We start from the raw sequence: 15179 nt of genomic DNA, 5'->3' as shown, positions 1-15179 counted from the left end.
GTCAGACCCCGCATGGGGTCTGACCCCAACACCATCACTCTGAGGGTCAGACCCCGTTCAGGGTCTGACCCTGCGGCCACCACAGCACGACCGACTCCCCGTTCCGCGCTTCCTCAGAAACCGCAAGCGAAGTGAGCCGGCTCGAACGACAGGGACCGCCGGTGCATTCGCCCGTGTCGGGCAGAAAGGTGGCGCCGTGCCGGGCGCACATGAGCAAGTCGCCGGCGCGGGTGAATACGCTGCTTTCCCAGTCCAGTTCCGCGCCCATGTGAGGACAGGAGTTCACGTAGCCGTATACCCGGCCCTGGTAGCGGATGAAAAAAGCGCTCATGCGTTTGCCGCTGTGGACGGCGTCCACTTTCTGGGCAAGCCCTCCATCGACGAGATCGGTGGAGTGACAGACGATATGTGGTTCAGTGGACATGCTTGTTGCGCTAGGGTCTGTTAACGCCGGAGGCGGGGTCAGACCCCATACAGGGTCTGACCCCTGGCTTTTGGGGGTAGACTAGGCGCGCGCAGCGCAGGATGGCTGCGCGCGCAATGTGATCGACGTAGTGTAGCGGACCCGGCGAGCCGCCTGCTACAGGCCCCCGGAGCACTGCACGACGGTGCCTGTCATGTAGGACGCCGCCGGCGAAAGCAGCCAGACGATGGTCTCGGCGATTTCCTCGGGGTTCGCCAGCCTGCCCATGGGGATCTTTGGCGCGATGCGGGCAGGCCGTTCGGGCTCGCCGGCGGTGGCGTGGATTTCGGTCAAGGTGGACCCGGGCGCGACCGCGCAAATGCGGACGCCGGTTCCGGCCACCTCACGCGCTATGCCCAGGGTGAACGCTTCAAGCGCGGCCTTGCTCGCGGCATAGTGTACATACTCGCCAGGACTTCCAGTGCGGGCCGCGACCGACGACACGTTCACGATCACGCCTTTCACATCGTTGCGGGAGAACGACTCGAGCGCCGCCCGCGTGCATTGCATGGCGCCGAAGACGTTCACCCGGAAGACGTTTTCTATGGTTTCGTCCGTGGTGTTGGAGAACGGCCCGATGGGGCCTGTGACGCCCGTGTTATTGACCAGGGCGGTGAGGGGCCCCAGCGATTCTTCGGCGTGGACGAACATTCTTTGTATGTCGCCGGGCCGGCCCACGTCGCCCTTTATGGCGACAGCCTGCCGCCCGCGGCGCCTTACCGCTTCGACCACCTGCAAGGCCGCGGCCTCGTTGTTGACGTAATTGACTGCAACGTCAAATCCTTCACGTGCGGCCGCCAGTGCGGTGGCGGCGCCAATGCCGCGGCTGGCGCCGGTAATCAGAACGGTTGGGTTGCGCGTCGTCATGATGTCTCCCGGGTCTGGTTCGGTTGTCGAGACTATTCTAGCGCAGGCGTCCATGGGGTCAGACCCCGTACGGGGTCTGACCCCCGTGCCAGAGGTGTTGGGGTCAGACCCCATACGGGGTCTGACCCCTCAGGCCGTCAAAACTTATAGCTCAGCGCCGCGCTGAAGCTGCGCCCGTTGCCCGACAGGAACGTAGGCATTGCGTCCGTCGCACGATCGCGAATGACATAGCTGCTGGCATAAGTCTTGTCGGTGATGTTGTCGGCGGCCAGATAGGCGCTCCAGTGCTTGTCGTGCTGATAGGCCACCCGGAAGCCCAGCAAGGCATAGGAATCCTGTTGCGTGCCACTGACATTGGCATGGTTGGTCGGCGTGGAGGATGGTATCCAGCGCAGGTTCGGGCCGACGCGCCAACCGCCCACGCGGTACAGGACCTCCGCGGCGATCAAGTGCTTGGGCACGCCGGCGATGTGATTGCCATCGAATTCGCCGCCGCGGAAGCGGAAGTCGCTGTAGGTATAGGCCAGGCGATAGTCGAATGCTCCGGCGCCGAAGCCGGGCAGCGTCCCCCTGAGCCCCGCTTCGATGCCCTGGTGCCGCGTGCGCCCGCGATAGTTGTACGTGCCGGCCGATGTGCCATTGGCGTTGCTCACGTGCATCAGCTCGTCGCGAACGTTGCTGCGATACAGCGTCAGGGACCAATTGGCGGCGTAGTCGCCGCTGCCCAGTGTGCCGTCCCCGCCGATTTCATAGGTGGTCGCGCGCTGCAGGTCCAGGCGCTGCGGCGCGGCAGGCGACGAAGCGGAGATGATTTCCCAGTAGGTCGGGGCTTCGTTGCTGCGGCTGATGTTGGCAAACAACCGCAGCGCATCGCTGGGTTTCCAGAGCACGCCGGCCTTGGGGCTCGCGTAGGACCAGTCCTGATTCAGGGAGATGCCGTTGTTGCGGTTCCGGGCATCGCGGACGGCCTGGGTGTACTTCAGGTCGCCCACAAGGCTGAATTGATCGGTCAAGTGCCATTGCAGGCCGAGCACGGCACTGCGATTTTCCGCTTGAAGGTCGTAGTTCGCCAGCTCGCGCAAGCGGCCGCCTTCCGGGCTGACGGCATGGAGCTCGCGGTCCATGTTGCTGCGGGCCCAGTCCAGCGCCAGACGATAGTCCAGCGAGCTCAGTTTGCCCGCCAGTTGCCACTGCGAGCCATAGGTATGGCCGGTGGTCGGATAAGAGACCTCGGGGCTGGTGAAGGTATCGTCTATGTTCTGCCAGTACACCCCGAAAGTCTGGTTAAGATCCTCGGTGCCCCAGTAGCTCCGATTGGCGAGCCGCAACTGGCGCGATTTGCGGTTCGGGTCTCGCTTGTATACGTTGACGGGATCATTGGGATAGTCGCCCATGACACTGCGCGGATCGCTTTCCAGCCGGCTGCGCGGGATGACATTGGGGATATCGAATTCCAGATCGGTGTACGAGAAATAGGTCCGGTTCTCGAAGCGGTCGCCCCGCACGCCGAAATTGCCCTGGACGCTGCTGCGTTTCGAGCTGGAATGATGGCGATAGCCGTCGCTTTTGTCGTGGCTGACGCTCAGGCGGCCGTCCAGCCGCTCGCTTTCGAAGCCTTTGGCGGCATACAGGCCCAGACGGCCGAAGCTGCCTCCGTCCACGCTGATGCCGTCGCCCTGGGTGCCGGTAAGCGATTGCAGATCCATTTCGCCGCCCAGGGTAGTCGCGCCCGGCGACAGCGCGTTGGCGCCTCTCCTGACGCTGATCAGCCGGCTGTTGCGCGGCTCCAGAAAGCCGATGACGAAGGATCCGTCCGCTTCGTTCAGCGGCAGGCCGTCCTGCATCAGCAGCACGCCCCGGTTCACCGGATTGCTCTGGATGCCGGAGCCGCGGATGTTCAGGCGAGGCTGGTCGATGCCGCCGAAGAACTCCTGCACGACGATGCCGGGCTGGAAGTCCAGCGCATCGCGCAGTGTGGCCAGTCGCGGTTCTTTCTGGGGCTCGATGAGATTGGTGCCGCCGGGCACGCGTTGCAGCTTGGCGGCTTCCGTCCGCGCGCTGGGCTGCAGTGGCGTGGCGCCGCCTTCGCCTGTAACGAGGACGGGCGCCAAGGTGGAAACCTCATTGGCCTGGGCGCCGGGCAGCCAAAGGGCACCCAGCGCGATGGCCAGGGCGATGCGTGGGAAAGCGGGCGTAGTGGGCATTTTTTTCTTTCTCGTCATGAGTTCAGGGACTTGTTACCAGTGCAGATAAAACATGGCTTTGGCCAGCAGTACGATGCCGACCATGTGACAGAAGACGCTCAGGTGGATGCGTTGAAAATGGATGGAATGCAGCTTGCCCTTCTTGCGCAGTGTCATGGCGGTGAAGAAATGGGCCAGCACGCTCAACGCCAGCACGATCTTTATCGTCAGCATCAGTCCCATGCTGCTTTCCAAGGGGTGCGCCAGCACGGCGCGGTGGTGCCAGGCCATGCCCAGTCCCGCGCTGTAGAGCACCAGGAGCACCCAGGGCATGAGTCCGCGCGCGCGGGTGCCGATGGCGATCTCCATGGTTCTCATGACGTCTCGGGGAACATGCTTGCGCACGTTTTCCAGGATCAGCACCTCGAAAAAGACCGTACCGATGAAAATCAGCGCCGCGAAAAGATGAAGGGTAAGAAGCAAGGCGTAGTTCATTCGGATCAAATGTCCTGTCTGAGCAAAATGTCGTGAAGATCGCGCGCGACGGAAGCGCGCATGCCGTCCGTGTCGTCGATATCGAACTGGATCAGCTTGCCGCGGGAGATCAGGATGCAGCGGTCCACCATGTTGACCAGCTCGTGCGGGTGGTGGCTGATGCAAAGCATGGCGGCGCCGGTGTCGCGCAGGCACTGGATGCACAGGGCTCCGAGGTCGGCGCGCAAGGCGGGGTCCAGCGCGCTGAAGGGTTCGTCCAGCAGCAAGAGGTCGGGCTGCAGCGCGAACGCGCGCGCAAGCGCCGCGCGCTGCGCCATGCCGCCGGATAGCTCCCGCGGCCAGGCGTCGTGGTAGCCGCTCAGCCCCACTTTGCCGAGCCAGTGGTCGGCCCTGTCGCGGGCTCGTTCCTTCGGGCAGCCTGCCGCCAGCAAAGGGATCTCCACGTTCTCACGCAGGCGCCGCCAGGGCAGCAGCCGGGGCTCCTGGAACACCAGCAGGGGATGGCGGTAGCTGTTGACCACGGCACCGCTGGTCGCCGGCAGCAGTCTCGCCGCCATCTTGAGCAAGGAACTCTTGCCCGCTCCGCTGGCGCCCAGCACGCCCATGCGCTCGCCGGCCGCGAGCCTGAAGTCCACGCCGTCCAGAACGCTCCGGGACCCGAATTTCAGTGAAACCTGTCGTAGTTCAAGCATGCTCAGGGCCTTCCGGCTTTGGCGGGCGTTGAATCCTGCCATTGGGTGAGCCGGCGTTGGATGGGCTGGAGGAGGGTGAATTCCAGCATGGCCACCAGCAGCAGAATCAGGATGACCCAGGCATAGAGTTCGCCGCTGTCGAAGGTGCTGCGGGCATTGGCGATCGCATAGCCCGCGCCGCTCTCGGCCCCCAGGACCTCGGCCATGACCACCAGCCTGACGCCGCCGGCGGTGGCGATCAGCAGGGCTGCGGTCAAGGGCGCGGCCAGGGCGGGCAGGTACAGATGGCGCAGCCGCAGCCATGGACCGTAGCGATAGACGTGGGCCATTTCGATCAGTTGGCGATCCACCAGCAGCATGCCCTTGACGGTATTGACATACATGCCGGGCGCCATCATCAGGACGGTAATGAAGATGACCATGGGCGAGCCCAGTCCGAACCAGAGCATGGCGAGCACGACCACCACCACCGGCGGAATGGCCATGAGCAGCCAGCGTAGCGGTTCCAGCAGGCCACGCAGCCGGGCGTAATGCCCGGCGAGCACGCCGAGCACGAACCCTATGCTGCAGCCCAGGCCCACACCTATAGCGATGCGCCCCAGCGATTGCCCGGCGTGGTACCAGAAACCGTCGTTCTTCAGCATGCCGCCAAGGGCACGCAACGCCTGCAGCGGCGTGGCCATTAGCAGCGGACCCAGGTACATGGCGGCAATCTGCCAGCCTGCCAGCAGGATCAGCACGCCCGCCAGGGACCAGGTGCGCGATGTGCGTTGGGGCGCGCGCAGCATGGGAGCGCTCATGGTCCGTAGAATCCTGCGTCAGGCAGACGGCCGCCCACCGCCTGCGGATTGGTCTTGGCCAGCAGGGCGTACAAGGCTTCGAGCTGAGGACGGACCTCGCGGGCCGGGCGGCTGTCCAGCCGCGTGGCCTGGATGGCGCTTTCGACGGCTGGAACGGGCAGGTGCGGAATATGTCGCTGGACGAGTTCCGCGCAAGCCCTGGCATTCTGCTTGCACCACGCGGCGGACTGGGCGTATGCCCGCTCGACCGCCTCGCTCAGGGCGATGTCGCCTGCGACATTCGAATTGGCCATGATGCCGGCTTGCGGTAGCTCTGCCTGGCCGGGGAAGCTGGCACGCCAGGTGTCCTCCAGGCTTTCGACGCGATACAGCGGCTGTCCGCCTTGTTGCTGGTTGCGGAACATCAGCAGGGAGGCCGTGGGCTCCACCAGCAGCACGCTTTTTCCCTCACCGGTGAGCATCAGCGCGATGGCGTCCTCGGCGCTGCGGGTGCGCCGCAGTTGCGGGGCGCGGTCGCCGGCAAATTCATCGCGCCCCAGCAAGGTATCGAGCAGTACGGACGGCAGGTCCCGATGGAAGGGCACCAGCAGCTCCTGTCCGGCAAGATCCTGAAAGCGCTTGATGTCCGGATCCCGGCTCACCAGCCACAGAATGCCCCAGACCGAGATATTGAGCAGCCGGACCGGTTCGCCGCGATTCGCCATGAGAGCGGGCAGGTTGCTGGGGCTGGCGCTGAAGTCGATTTCCTTCTTGGCGAGCAGCACGCGCAATTGATCCGGGTTCTGCCAGAGCCGGAACTCGAGCTTGTCGGTGAACTCCTTCAGCGCACCGGACTCGACCATGTGCAGCAAAGGGAAGGTCACCAGGGCCGTGGGACCGGCCAACGTTATTTTCTGATACTTGGTCGCTGCATGCGCGGAAGCAAGCATGCAGGCGAATACCGTGAACAGCGTCGCGGCGAACATTTTCTTCATGGCGGTCATTGCCTATTTTGGCCTTTGAATGATAATGATTATCAATCGCGAATCATTCCATCATTGCCGCCGACAATCCATGATGTAAATCAAGAAATCTCGTTGAGGCGTGTTTTTTGCGCGGTCGCGCGTAAGGCGTCCAAAGGCGCTAAACTGTTTTCCCGATGCAGGCGCCAGGAATGCTGCGCCCATACTCGAACCAAGGAGGCAAAATGACGACGTCAAGACGGCTGCGGTCGGCCAACATCACGCAGGGTCCGGCCCGGGCGCCCAATCGATCCATGTACTATGCACTGGGCTACAAAGAAGAAGACTTCGTCAAGCCTATGGTCGGCGTAGCCAATGGATACAGCACCATCACGCCCTGCAACAGCGGTTTGCAGAAACTGGCGGATGCGGCGGTGGCCGCCATTACCGCGTCGGGCGGCAATGCCCAGGTGTTCGGAACGCCGACGATCTCGGACGGCATGGCCATGGGCACTGAGGGCATGAAGTATTCGCTGGTGTCCCGGGAAGTCATCGCCGACTGCGTCGAGACCTGCGTGCAGGGCCAGTGGATGGACGGCGTGGTCGTCATTGGCGGCTGCGACAAGAACATGCCGGGCGGCATGATGGGCATGCTGCGCGCGAACGTCCCCTCCATCTACGTATACGGCGGCACGATCCTGCCGGGACGGCTGAATGGCAAGGACCTGAATATCGTCAGCGTATTCGAAGCGGTCGGAGAAAACGCCGCTGGCCGCATGAGCGACCACGAGCTCAAGCAGATCGAGCTCCACGCAATTCCAGGGCCGGGTTCCTGTGGCGGCATGTACACCGCCAACACGATGAGTTCCGCCTTCGAGGCGCTGGGCATGAGCCTGCCGTATTCATCCACCATGGCCAACGTGCACGACGAGAAAACGGAATCGGCCGCCGAGTCCGCGCGCGTGCTGCTCAAGGCCATAGAGCTGGACCTCAAGCCCCGCGACATCGTCACGCGCAAATCCATCGAGAACGCCGTCAGTGTCATCATGGCGACGGGCGGATCCACCAATGCCGTGCTGCACATACTGGCCATCGCCCATGCCGCCGGCGTGGAATGGACCATCGACGATTTCGAGCGCGTGCGCCAGCGCGTGCCGGTCATCTGCGACCTGAAGCCCAGCGGCCATTATCTTGCCGTCGACTTCCACAAGGCGGGGGGCGTGCCCCAGGTCATGAAGATCCTGCTCAATGCGGGCCTCATCAATGGGGACTGCATGACCATCACCGGCAAGACCATGGCCGAAACCCTGGCCGATATTCCGGATACGCCCAGCGCCGAGCAAAAAGTCATCTTCATGCCCGACAGGGCGCTGTATCCGCAAGGACACCTGGCCATCCTCAAGGGAAATCTTTCTCCCGAAGGCGCCGTTGCCAAGATCACCGGCCTGAAGAATCCCGTCATCACCGGCCCAGCGCGCGTATTCGACGACGAGCAATCCGCCCTGAAGGCCATACTGGACGGCAGGATCAAGGCGGGAGACGTCATGGTCCTGCGCTATCTGGGGCCCAAGGGCGGACCCGGCATGCCTGAAATGCTGGCGCCCACCGGCGCATTGATCGGTGCCGGCCTGGGCGATTCGGTGGGTCTGATCACCGATGGCCGGTTTTCGGGCGGCACCTGGGGCATGGTGGTGGGGCATGTCGCCCCGGAGGCCGCGGTGGGCGGCAACATCGCCCTCGTCAAGGAAGATGATTCCATCACCATCGACGCGCACCAGCTGCTGCTCCAGGTAAACGTATCCGACGACGAGCTCGCCGCCAGGCGGGCAGACTGGAAAGCGCCTGCGCCGCGCTACACGCGCGGCGTGCAGGCCAAGTTCGCCTTCAACGCATCCACGGCAAGTACCGGAGCAGTGCTGGATCGCTTCTAGGATATGCCGCTTAGCCTGTTGTCCTTGATCGCCGTATCGGTGCTGGGCACCTCGTTCCTGTCGGGGGTGTTCGGCATGGCCGGCGGCATGGTCCTCATGGGCGTGCTGGTGGCCTTTCTGCCGGTGGCTCCCGCCATGATCGTTCACGGCACGGCGCAGATGACCTCCAACGGATGGCGGGCGTTTTTATGGCGCCGCCATATCGATTTCAGGATATTCCGCGGCTATTGCCTGGGCCTGGTCCTGGCATCGATCGCATTCCTGTTTCTGGGGTTCGTGCCCGACCGCGCGCTGGTCCTGATCGTTCTGGGCGCGCTGCCATTCGTGGCCCTGATCATCCCGGCCCGTTACGTGCCCCAGGTGACGTCGCGCTTCGGCGCGGAGGTCTGCGGTGTGCTCAATACCACGCTGCAATTCATTGCCGGCGTCTCGGGACCCATGCTGGACGCGTTCTTCATCCGGACCCAGATGGACAGGCGCGCCGTCGTGGCCACGAAGGCCGCCTGCCAGACTGTGTCGCACATGGCCAAGCTGGTGTATTTCAGCCGCGCCATCGGCGGCGAGGACACCTTCGACATCATCTTGCTGGCCATGGTGATCGTCATGGCCGTGCTGGGCACCAGCCTGAGCAAGTTCGTCCTCGAAAAAATGACCGACCATCAGTTCCGCCGCTGGACCCAGGCGCTGCTGCTGACCATAGGCGTTGCCTATCTGGTACAGGGTTTCTATGTCTTGTGGAGCCGCTAGCGGAAGGCACGCTAGCGGAAGATCTTCCGGTTGGACCACAGAAGAAACAGGCAGATGCCGGCGGGGAGCAGCAGGGTGGCATAGGCCAGGCCATAGCTTCCGACGGACTGCGCGACAATGCCGAAGATGGGCGGCCCGACCACCACGCCCAGGAAGGTCATGGCCAGTGCGCCGCCAGTGGCGATACTGGCTTGGCCAGCGGGCGCCTGGCGCGCGACTTCCGCAAGATACACGCCGTTCCATCCGATTGCGCTGCTGCCGAACAGCGACAGCACGACGATCACCAACAAGGGCGAATCCACTTTAGCCAGAAACGGCGTGATGATGGCGCAGAGCGCGATCAAGAGGGCCAGCACCGCCAGCATGCGCACCGGTCCCAGCAGCCGGTCCGACAAATAGCCCCATAGCAGGCGGCCGCCGACACCTGCGGCTTGTGCGACGGCCAGTGTGAAGCCCGCAATCACCAGGCCCATGCCCAAGTCTTCATGCAGGTAGGTGACCAGGTAAGTGGTCAGGGACGTTTGCGAAATCGAGAACATGAACGACACGGCCGCCAGGATGGCCAGGCTGCGCTGGCTGAAGACCAGGCGCAATGGGCCGGCAAGGCCGTTGCCGAAAGAAAGGGGCTGCGTCCGGTCCCGATCGGTATCCAGGCTGGAGCACAGCGGCTGGATGGCCAGGGCGCACAGCAACGACGCCAGGGCCACTGCCAGGAACGCCCATTGCCACCCCACCATGTCCGCCAGGCCGGGCACGATGATGCCGGCCAGCGCTCCGCCAAGCGGCACGCCGGTCTGTTTGATGGAGAATACGAAAGACATCCGGTGGGCGGGCGTCGTGCGTGCCAGCAAATGCGAACTTGCGGGTGTTATCGGACCATATCCCAGGCCGATGAGCAGTGCGCCGAAACCGATGGCAAAAAGCGATTCCACCATACAGAGCGCGACACCCGCCGCACACAGCACAAGCCCGAACTGGCTTGCCCTGATGGCGCCGAACCGGCGCACCGCCGCCCCCGCAAGCAGGCTTGCCGTCATGGCGCCCGCATAGGCGATCGCCACATAGATGCCGACATAGGCCGCCGACACGCCCAGGGTTTCCGCCACGGCGGGCGCCACGACCGGAAGCGTCAACAGGCATACGGCAACCAGGGCCTGTACGGTAAGGGTCGCGGCAAGAACGAGAGTCGTAGAAGGCATCGGTTTACGCGGAAGTATCCGGTTGTTGCGGGAAGGTTCAGGGGCGGTGGGCGCGCCCAACCTGTCGTATCATAATCCTTCGTGCGCCGCGGCCCTGTCTCCCGGCGGCAAAGACACACAACCACGAAGGAACCATCGTGTTAACAGCCGAACAACGTGCCATCCAGCGCGACATCATCGACCATCTTTGCGTTGCCGACACCTTCGACGCCAGCCGCGAAATAGAACGGCGTGTGACGTTCATGGCGGATTACCTGATGCAGGCCGGGGCGAAAGCCCTGGTGCTGGGCATCAGTGGCGGCGTGGATTCGCTCGTGGGCGGATGTCTGGCGCAGCGCGCCGCCGATCAAGCCCGCCGGCGCGGCCATGAGGCGCAATTCATCGCCATGCGGCTGCCTTACGGCGAGCAGCGCGACGAACCCGATGCACAGGCGTGCCTGGAAGTCATACGTCCGGACCGCCTCGTCACGGTCGACATCAAGCCGGCAAGCGACGCCATGCTGCAGGCGGTCACGGCGGCACAGGTCGCATTTCGCGACGCCTCCCACCAGGATTTCCAGCTCGGCAACATCAAGGCGCGCGAACGCATGATCGCCCAGTATGCCGTCGCCGGGGCGTATGGCGGGCTGGTGGTGGGCACCGACCATGCGGCCGAAGCCCTGATGGGCTTCTTCACCAAGTTCGGGGACGGCGCCGCCGACCTCATGCCGCTGACCGGGCTCAACAAGCGCAGGGTGCGCGGATTGGCGAAGGCGCTGGGCGCGCCGGATTCGCTGGTCATGAAAGTGCCAACGGCCGACCTGGAATCGCTGGTGCCCTTGAAGCCCGACGAAGACGCCTTCGGCGTCAGCTACGAGCAGATCGACGACTTCCTGGAAGGCAAGAACGTGCCCCAGGACGTATACGAGATCATCCTGCGCACATATCGCCAGTCCGCCCATAAACGCGCCTTGCCGGCCGCGCCATGAAATTGAAGGGCCAGACCCATGGGGTCTGGCCCTTCTTTGTGGGGTCAGACCCGGTGGGTCTGACCCCTTTCTTCCTTAGCGTGGGGTCAGACCCCGTACGGGGCCTGACCCCTTCATCTTCACCGCATGGGATCTGACCCCAACTGATTATTGCGCAGGCCGGGGCGTTGCAGCGGTGCTGCGCGGCAGGATGGGATACTCTACGCGCGGCTGGTCGCCGGTCAAGGTGTGAAGGAAGGCGGTAATGGCCTTGACCTCTTCGCTGTTCAGCTCATGCCCCAGCTGGCTCGAACCCATGATGGCCACGGCCTGTTCCAGGTCCCACACTTCGCCGCTATGGAAGTAAGGGGCGGTCAGAGCGATGTTGCGTAGTGGGCCGGCACGGAACACGTACTCGTCCGAGGCGGTGTTGGTGACGGCGAAACGTCCCTTGTCGCCTACCGGCAGAACTTCCGCGCCGGGCCGCTTGATCACGCCGAAGGGGAAGTAGCCCTGACCGCCGACGTTGATGCCGGAGTGGCAGGCCACGCAGCCTTTGTTGATGAACAGGTTCAGTCCGTTGAGCTCGTGGCTGCTCATGGTTTCCTTGCCGGCCAGCCATTGGTCGAAACGCGAATTGGGCGTGACCAGCGTGGACTCGAATGCCTCGATGGCCTTGGCCATGTTGTCGAAGGTGACGGGGTCTTTTTCGCCCGGGAACGCCTTGGCGAAGAATTCCACGTATTCGGGAATGCTGCGCAGGGTGTCTTCCACGTGCGTGGGCGTGGCGTTCATTTCGACGCTGGCTTGTACGGGGCCTTTAGCCTGTTCCTTCAGGTCGGCGGCGCGGCCGTCCCAGAACTGGGCGATATTGAATACCGCGTTCAATACGGTAGGCGAATTGCGGGGGCCGGCCTGCCAGCCGTGGCCGATCGACGTGGGAATATTGTCGGCGCCGCCAGTGCCGACGCTATGACAGGTATTGCAGCTGATGATGTTGCTCTTGGACAGACGTGGTTCGAAGAACAGCCACTTGCCCAGTTCGATCTGGTCCGTGGACAGGTTCCTGTCCTTGATGACGACTTGCGCTTCGGGAATGGGCTGGAACAGGGCGCCGGCCGTTTTACGGAGCTGTTCGGACGAGGGTGTGGAAGGGGCCGCCGCCTGGACACTGAATGCCATGGCTAAGCCGAGAGCTAGGGTAACGCGCTTGAACATGATTTTCCCCATGTTGTGTGAGTAATTGCATTACCCCAATATCATCATGGTTATTTGCCGGCGTGTTTGACGAGAATCAAGCCTTACATGCAAATGAACGGATATCGCACTAAGTTACTAGGGATTTAGACGACATACAGAGCCGATAAATTAATATGTACTGTTCGGCTTCACGTGGTTTTCAGCAGGCTTACAGCTTTGCGAAATAATGCGGAATGCGTCCCAGCGCGTAATGCGCGCTGGCCTCGCGAATCTGGGTTCTGTCGCCTTGGAAAACGCGTTTCTCTGAAAACACCTTCAGTGCGCCGCCTTCCCCCGTGCCAGTCTCAGGCAGGCGGAATACCCAGGCAAAGCATTGGGTCCCGGCGGGAATACTGCTGTCGGTGTCGTCCACCACGCCGGTATTGGATATGGCAAGATTGGCCCGGGTATTGCGCAACGCGCCTTGAGCCATCTCGCGCGCCACCTCTTCGCTCGTCAGGTTGTATTGCTGCAATGTGCTGTCCTGCACGGCAAGATTGCGCTGCTTGGCGTCGACCGAATAGGTCACGAAGGCGCAATCCAGCAGCTTGCCGGCACCGGGAATATCCCCCAGGGTCGCCGCGATCAAGCCCGCCGTGCACGATTCCGCCGTGACCAGCAGCAGGCCGTTGGATCTCATGAATGCGGCGACTTGTTCGATAGTGTCCATGGGCGCGTTTCAGCAAGCGTCGTGCCGGTGTCACCCGAATCATTGACGCACACGACCAGGATCTCGACCGCCTCTTCGGAAGCGCACAGGTAGTGATGGCCCAGGCCGCTGTCGAAATAAATGCTGTCATGCGCATGCAGTGTGCGCGACTCGCCGTTCTCGAATTGCATGGTCAGGGTGCCGCTGATCACGAAGATGAACTCCTCGCCGGCATGCTTGCTGAAATCGGCGGCATTCGCGGGTTTGCCGGGTTCGACCTTTCCATACATCGGCGTCATTTTCTTCTGAGGCCATTCCGTTGCCAGCATGCCATACAGATAGCGATTGGCTTTATAGATGACGGCTTCGTTCACCCGGTCGACGACCATCCGGCCTTGAAGGCCTGAGCTGCTGGGCTTATGGAAGAGATCTGTAAGATCCAGTTGAAGCGCCTGGCTGACGGCGAGGAATTTCTCGTAGCTCAGCGCGATGAGTCCCCGTTCTGCCTTGGACAGCGATGCGAGGGACACGCCGGACCGCTCCGCAAGCTGCAGCAGAGTCACGCCGCTGGCTTTTCTGGCCGCACGTATCTTTTCGCCCAGTTCCACCTTGGTCAGCGTGGGTACAGGGCCAGGCCCCCGTTGTTGTTCCGCTGTGCTACTCATAATAAACGGAAATAATTTAACTCTAGTTTTTTATACATTTAAATTATTTTCATATAGGAAAATTTTAGCCTATCGTTACGGCTTCATGTGTTTTTGCAGAGCTGCCCATTATGCCGCAACCTTCCTCTGCCGATCAGGCTTATCCGGCGAGTTCCGTAGATTGGATCAGCAAGCTGATTTCCTTCGATACCACCAGCAGGCTGTCCAATCTCGACCTCATTGACTTCATCAGAGCGTATCTCGAGCAGCAAGGGCTGCAATGTGTATTGACGCATGATCGTTCCGGCAAGAAGGCAAATCTTTTTGCGACCATACCCAGTGCCACCGGCGCAACGACCGGAGGCATCGTGCTGTCCGGCCATACCGATGTAGTTCCGGTGGACGGCCAGGCGTGGACCACCGATCCCTTCGTGGCATCGATACGCGACGGACGGCTGTACGGACGCGGCGCCTGCGACATGAAAGGTTTCGTTGGTGTGACGCTGCAGTTGGTCCCCATGATGATAGGGGCGCGGCTGGCACACCCCGTGCATCTCGCGTATTCCTACGACGAAGAGGTGGGCTGCGTGGGCGCGCCGGGCATGATCGAGGATCTCGTCAAACGCGGCGTGAATCCCTCCGCCTGCGTCGTGGGCGAGCCGACCAGCATGCGCACCATCGTTGCGCACAAGGGCATCAATGCCTACCGCTGCCGGGTCCACGGCCATGCGGCGCATTCATCCTTGACAAACCGAGGACTGAACGCCATAGAGTATGCGGCGCGCATCATCTGCATGATCCGGGACATCGCTGACAGCCACAAGGCCGACGGTCCGTTCGACGAGGCCTTCGATGTTCCCTACACGACGGTGCAGGCCAGCATGATACGGGGCGGCATCGCCCTGAATACCGTGCCGGACCTGTGCGAATTCGAATTCGAATACCGAAACCTGCCTGACACGTCCTCCGAAGAAATCCTGCGGCGGATCCAGGCGTACATCGATCAGGACGTCGTGCCGCGCATGAAAAGCGAGAATGCCGCCGGGCGGGTGGAGATCGAGCAATTGGCCAAGTCTCCAGGACTGGACGTTGCCGAGAAGGAAGCGATCACGCAGCTGGTGCGGGCGCTGACGAACGACTACGAGGTCCGCAAGGTCGCGTATGGCACCGAAGCGGGCCTCTTCCAGAAAGCGGGCGTGCCTGCCGTCATATGCGGCCCTGGAAACATCGAGCAGGCGCATCGTCCGGACGAATACGTCGCCCTGGACCAGATCGCGCAATGTGAGAAATTCCTGACGGCTTTGATCCGGGGTCAGACCCCAAACGGGGTCTGACCCCGGGAAATCTTGACATGACGGCTTATCGCGGGGTCAGACCCCGCA

The 15179-nt window shown here is 62.5% G+C and carries 15 protein-coding genes; 4 read left to right on the top strand and 11 right to left on the bottom strand.

What is annotated here, in order from left to right; genetic code table 11:
* Positions 1-46: 46 nt before the first annotated feature.
* The 7 genes from ACSBPU_RS20185 to ACSBPU_RS20155 all read right to left on the bottom strand — a co-directional run bounded on the left by ACSBPU_RS20185 (position 47) and on the right by ACSBPU_RS20155 (position 6474).
* Positions 47-424: a Rieske (2Fe-2S) protein gene (locus ACSBPU_RS20185; RefSeq protein ID WP_442593625.1), complete on the bottom strand. Its 378-nt coding sequence runs from the start codon at positions 422-424 to the stop codon at positions 47-49.
* Positions 425-580: 156 nt separating this feature from the next.
* Entirely contained in the window at positions 581-1330 is a 750-nt protein-coding gene (locus ACSBPU_RS20180; protein WP_442593623.1) for an SDR family oxidoreductase, read from the bottom strand.
* A gap of 137 nt (positions 1331-1467) precedes the next feature.
* On the bottom strand, positions 1468-3534 hold the full coding sequence (locus tag ACSBPU_RS20175) for a TonB-dependent receptor family protein (RefSeq protein WP_442593621.1): 2067 nt from the start codon (positions 3532-3534) through the stop codon (positions 1468-1470).
* A 33-nt stretch (positions 3535-3567) separates the two neighbouring features.
* Positions 3568-4008, bottom strand: a complete 441-nt coding sequence (locus ACSBPU_RS20170; protein WP_442593619.1) for a CopD family copper resistance protein — start codon at positions 4006-4008, stop codon at positions 3568-3570.
* A 5-nt stretch (positions 4009-4013) separates the two neighbouring features.
* The gene (locus ACSBPU_RS20165; RefSeq protein ID WP_442593617.1) at positions 4014-4700 is read right to left on the bottom strand and encodes an ATP-binding cassette domain-containing protein; all 687 of its coding nucleotides are present in this window, start codon (positions 4698-4700) and stop codon (positions 4014-4016) included.
* Between the two features lie 2 nt (positions 4701-4702).
* The gene (locus ACSBPU_RS20160) at positions 4703-5500 is read right to left on the bottom strand and encodes an ABC transporter permease subunit (RefSeq protein ID WP_180067073.1); all 798 of its coding nucleotides are present in this window, start codon (positions 5498-5500) and stop codon (positions 4703-4705) included.
* Positions 5497-6474 (bottom strand): ABC transporter substrate-binding protein, encoded by a 978-nt coding sequence (locus tag ACSBPU_RS20155; protein ID WP_442593614.1) that lies wholly within the window; start codon positions 6472-6474, stop codon positions 5497-5499. Before ACSBPU_RS20155 ends, ACSBPU_RS20160 begins: the two co-directional genes overlap by 4 nt.
* A gap of 212 nt (positions 6475-6686) precedes the next feature.
* On the opposite strand from ACSBPU_RS20155, the gene ilvD reads away from it, so the two are divergent.
* Both ilvD and ACSBPU_RS20145 read left to right on the top strand, forming a co-directional pair.
* Positions 6687-8372, top strand: a complete 1686-nt coding sequence (gene ilvD, locus ACSBPU_RS20150; RefSeq protein WP_180067075.1) for a dihydroxy-acid dehydratase — start codon at positions 6687-6689, stop codon at positions 8370-8372.
* Positions 8373-8375: 3 nt separating this feature from the next.
* Positions 8376-9119, top strand: coding sequence for a TSUP family transporter (locus ACSBPU_RS20145; RefSeq protein ID WP_442593612.1), 744 nt, complete (start codon positions 8376-8378; stop codon positions 9117-9119).
* A gap of 11 nt (positions 9120-9130) precedes the next feature.
* On the opposite strand, the gene ACSBPU_RS20140 is transcribed toward ACSBPU_RS20145, so the two are convergent.
* Positions 9131-10318, bottom strand: coding sequence for an MFS transporter (locus ACSBPU_RS20140; RefSeq protein ID WP_442593610.1), 1188 nt, complete (start codon positions 10316-10318; stop codon positions 9131-9133).
* A 137-nt stretch (positions 10319-10455) separates the two neighbouring features.
* Here ACSBPU_RS20140 and nadE point away from each other — a divergent pair, with 137 nt between their 5' ends.
* A complete protein-coding gene (gene nadE / locus ACSBPU_RS20135; protein ID WP_442593608.1) occupies positions 10456-11286 on the top strand; it encodes an ammonia-dependent NAD(+) synthetase in 831 nt (276 codons plus the stop codon).
* Positions 11287-11433: 147 nt separating this feature from the next.
* On the opposite strand, the gene ACSBPU_RS20130 is transcribed toward nadE, so the two are convergent.
* From ACSBPU_RS20130 to ACSBPU_RS20120, 3 genes are all read right to left on the bottom strand, one after another.
* Complete coding sequence (locus tag ACSBPU_RS20130; RefSeq protein WP_442593605.1) at positions 11434-12483, bottom strand: cytochrome-c peroxidase; 1050 nt, start codon at positions 12481-12483, stop codon at positions 11434-11436.
* 190 nt (positions 12484-12673) lie between these two features.
* On the bottom strand, positions 12674-13174 hold the full coding sequence (locus ACSBPU_RS20125) for a CinA family protein (RefSeq protein ID WP_442593603.1): 501 nt from the start codon (positions 13172-13174) through the stop codon (positions 12674-12676).
* The gene (locus tag ACSBPU_RS20120; protein ID WP_442593601.1) at positions 13141-13818 is read right to left on the bottom strand and encodes a helix-turn-helix domain-containing protein; all 678 of its coding nucleotides are present in this window, start codon (positions 13816-13818) and stop codon (positions 13141-13143) included. The genes ACSBPU_RS20125 and ACSBPU_RS20120 overlap by 34 nt, the downstream gene beginning before the upstream one ends.
* Positions 13819-13928: 110 nt before the next feature.
* Here ACSBPU_RS20120 and argE point away from each other — a divergent pair, with 110 nt between their 5' ends.
* Positions 13929-15131 carry an acetylornithine deacetylase gene (gene argE, locus ACSBPU_RS20115; RefSeq protein WP_442593599.1) on the top strand — a complete coding sequence of 401 codons (1203 nt, stop codon included), beginning with the start codon at positions 13929-13931 and terminating at the stop codon, positions 15129-15131.
* Positions 15132-15179: the final 48 nt, after the last annotated feature.

Source organism: Parapusillimonas sp. JC17, assembly GCF_052180245.1.
In the GTDB taxonomy this organism is placed as follows: Bacteria; Pseudomonadota; Gammaproteobacteria; order Burkholderiales; family Burkholderiaceae_B; genus Parapusillimonas.
This window is presented reverse-complemented; position numbering and strand designations above follow the sequence as displayed.

Bases quoted from the DNA above. Each gene is read 5' to 3' on its own strand.
- ACSBPU_RS20185 (WP_442593625.1), bottom strand. From the start codon at position 424: ATGTCCACTGAACCACATATCGTCTGTCACTCCACCGATCTCGTCGAT.
- ACSBPU_RS20180 (WP_442593623.1), bottom strand. From the start codon at position 1,330: ATGACGACGCGCAACCCAACCGTTCTGATTACCGGCGCCAGCCGCGGC.
- ACSBPU_RS20175 (WP_442593621.1), bottom strand. From the start codon at position 3,534: ATGCCCACTACGCCCGCTTTCCCACGCATCGCCCTGGCCATCGCGCTG.
- ACSBPU_RS20170 (WP_442593619.1), bottom strand. From the start codon at position 4,008: ATGAACTACGCCTTGCTTCTTACCCTTCATCTTTTCGCGGCGCTGATT.
- ACSBPU_RS20165 (WP_442593617.1), bottom strand. From the start codon at position 4,700: ATGCTTGAACTACGACAGGTTTCACTGAAATTCGGGTCCCGGAGCGTT.
- ACSBPU_RS20160 (WP_180067073.1), bottom strand. From the start codon at position 5,500: ATGAGCGCTCCCATGCTGCGCGCGCCCCAACGCACATCGCGCACCTGG.
- ACSBPU_RS20155 (WP_442593614.1), bottom strand. From the start codon at position 6,474: ATGAAGAAAATGTTCGCCGCGACGCTGTTCACGGTATTCGCCTGCATG.
- ilvD (WP_180067075.1), top strand. From the start codon at position 6,687: ATGACGACGTCAAGACGGCTGCGGTCGGCCAACATCACGCAGGGTCCG.
- ACSBPU_RS20145 (WP_442593612.1), top strand. From the start codon at position 8,376: ATGCCGCTTAGCCTGTTGTCCTTGATCGCCGTATCGGTGCTGGGCACC.
- ACSBPU_RS20140 (WP_442593610.1), bottom strand. From the start codon at position 10,318: ATGCCTTCTACGACTCTCGTTCTTGCCGCGACCCTTACCGTACAGGCC.
- ACSBPU_RS20130 (WP_442593605.1), bottom strand. From the start codon at position 12,483: ATGTTCAAGCGCGTTACCCTAGCTCTCGGCTTAGCCATGGCATTCAGT.
- ACSBPU_RS20125 (WP_442593603.1), bottom strand. From the start codon at position 13,174: ATGGACACTATCGAACAAGTCGCCGCATTCATGAGATCCAACGGCCTG.
- ACSBPU_RS20120 (WP_442593601.1), bottom strand. From the start codon at position 13,818: ATGAGTAGCACAGCGGAACAACAACGGGGGCCTGGCCCTGTACCCACG.
- argE (WP_442593599.1), top strand. From the start codon at position 13,929: ATGCCGCAACCTTCCTCTGCCGATCAGGCTTATCCGGCGAGTTCCGTA.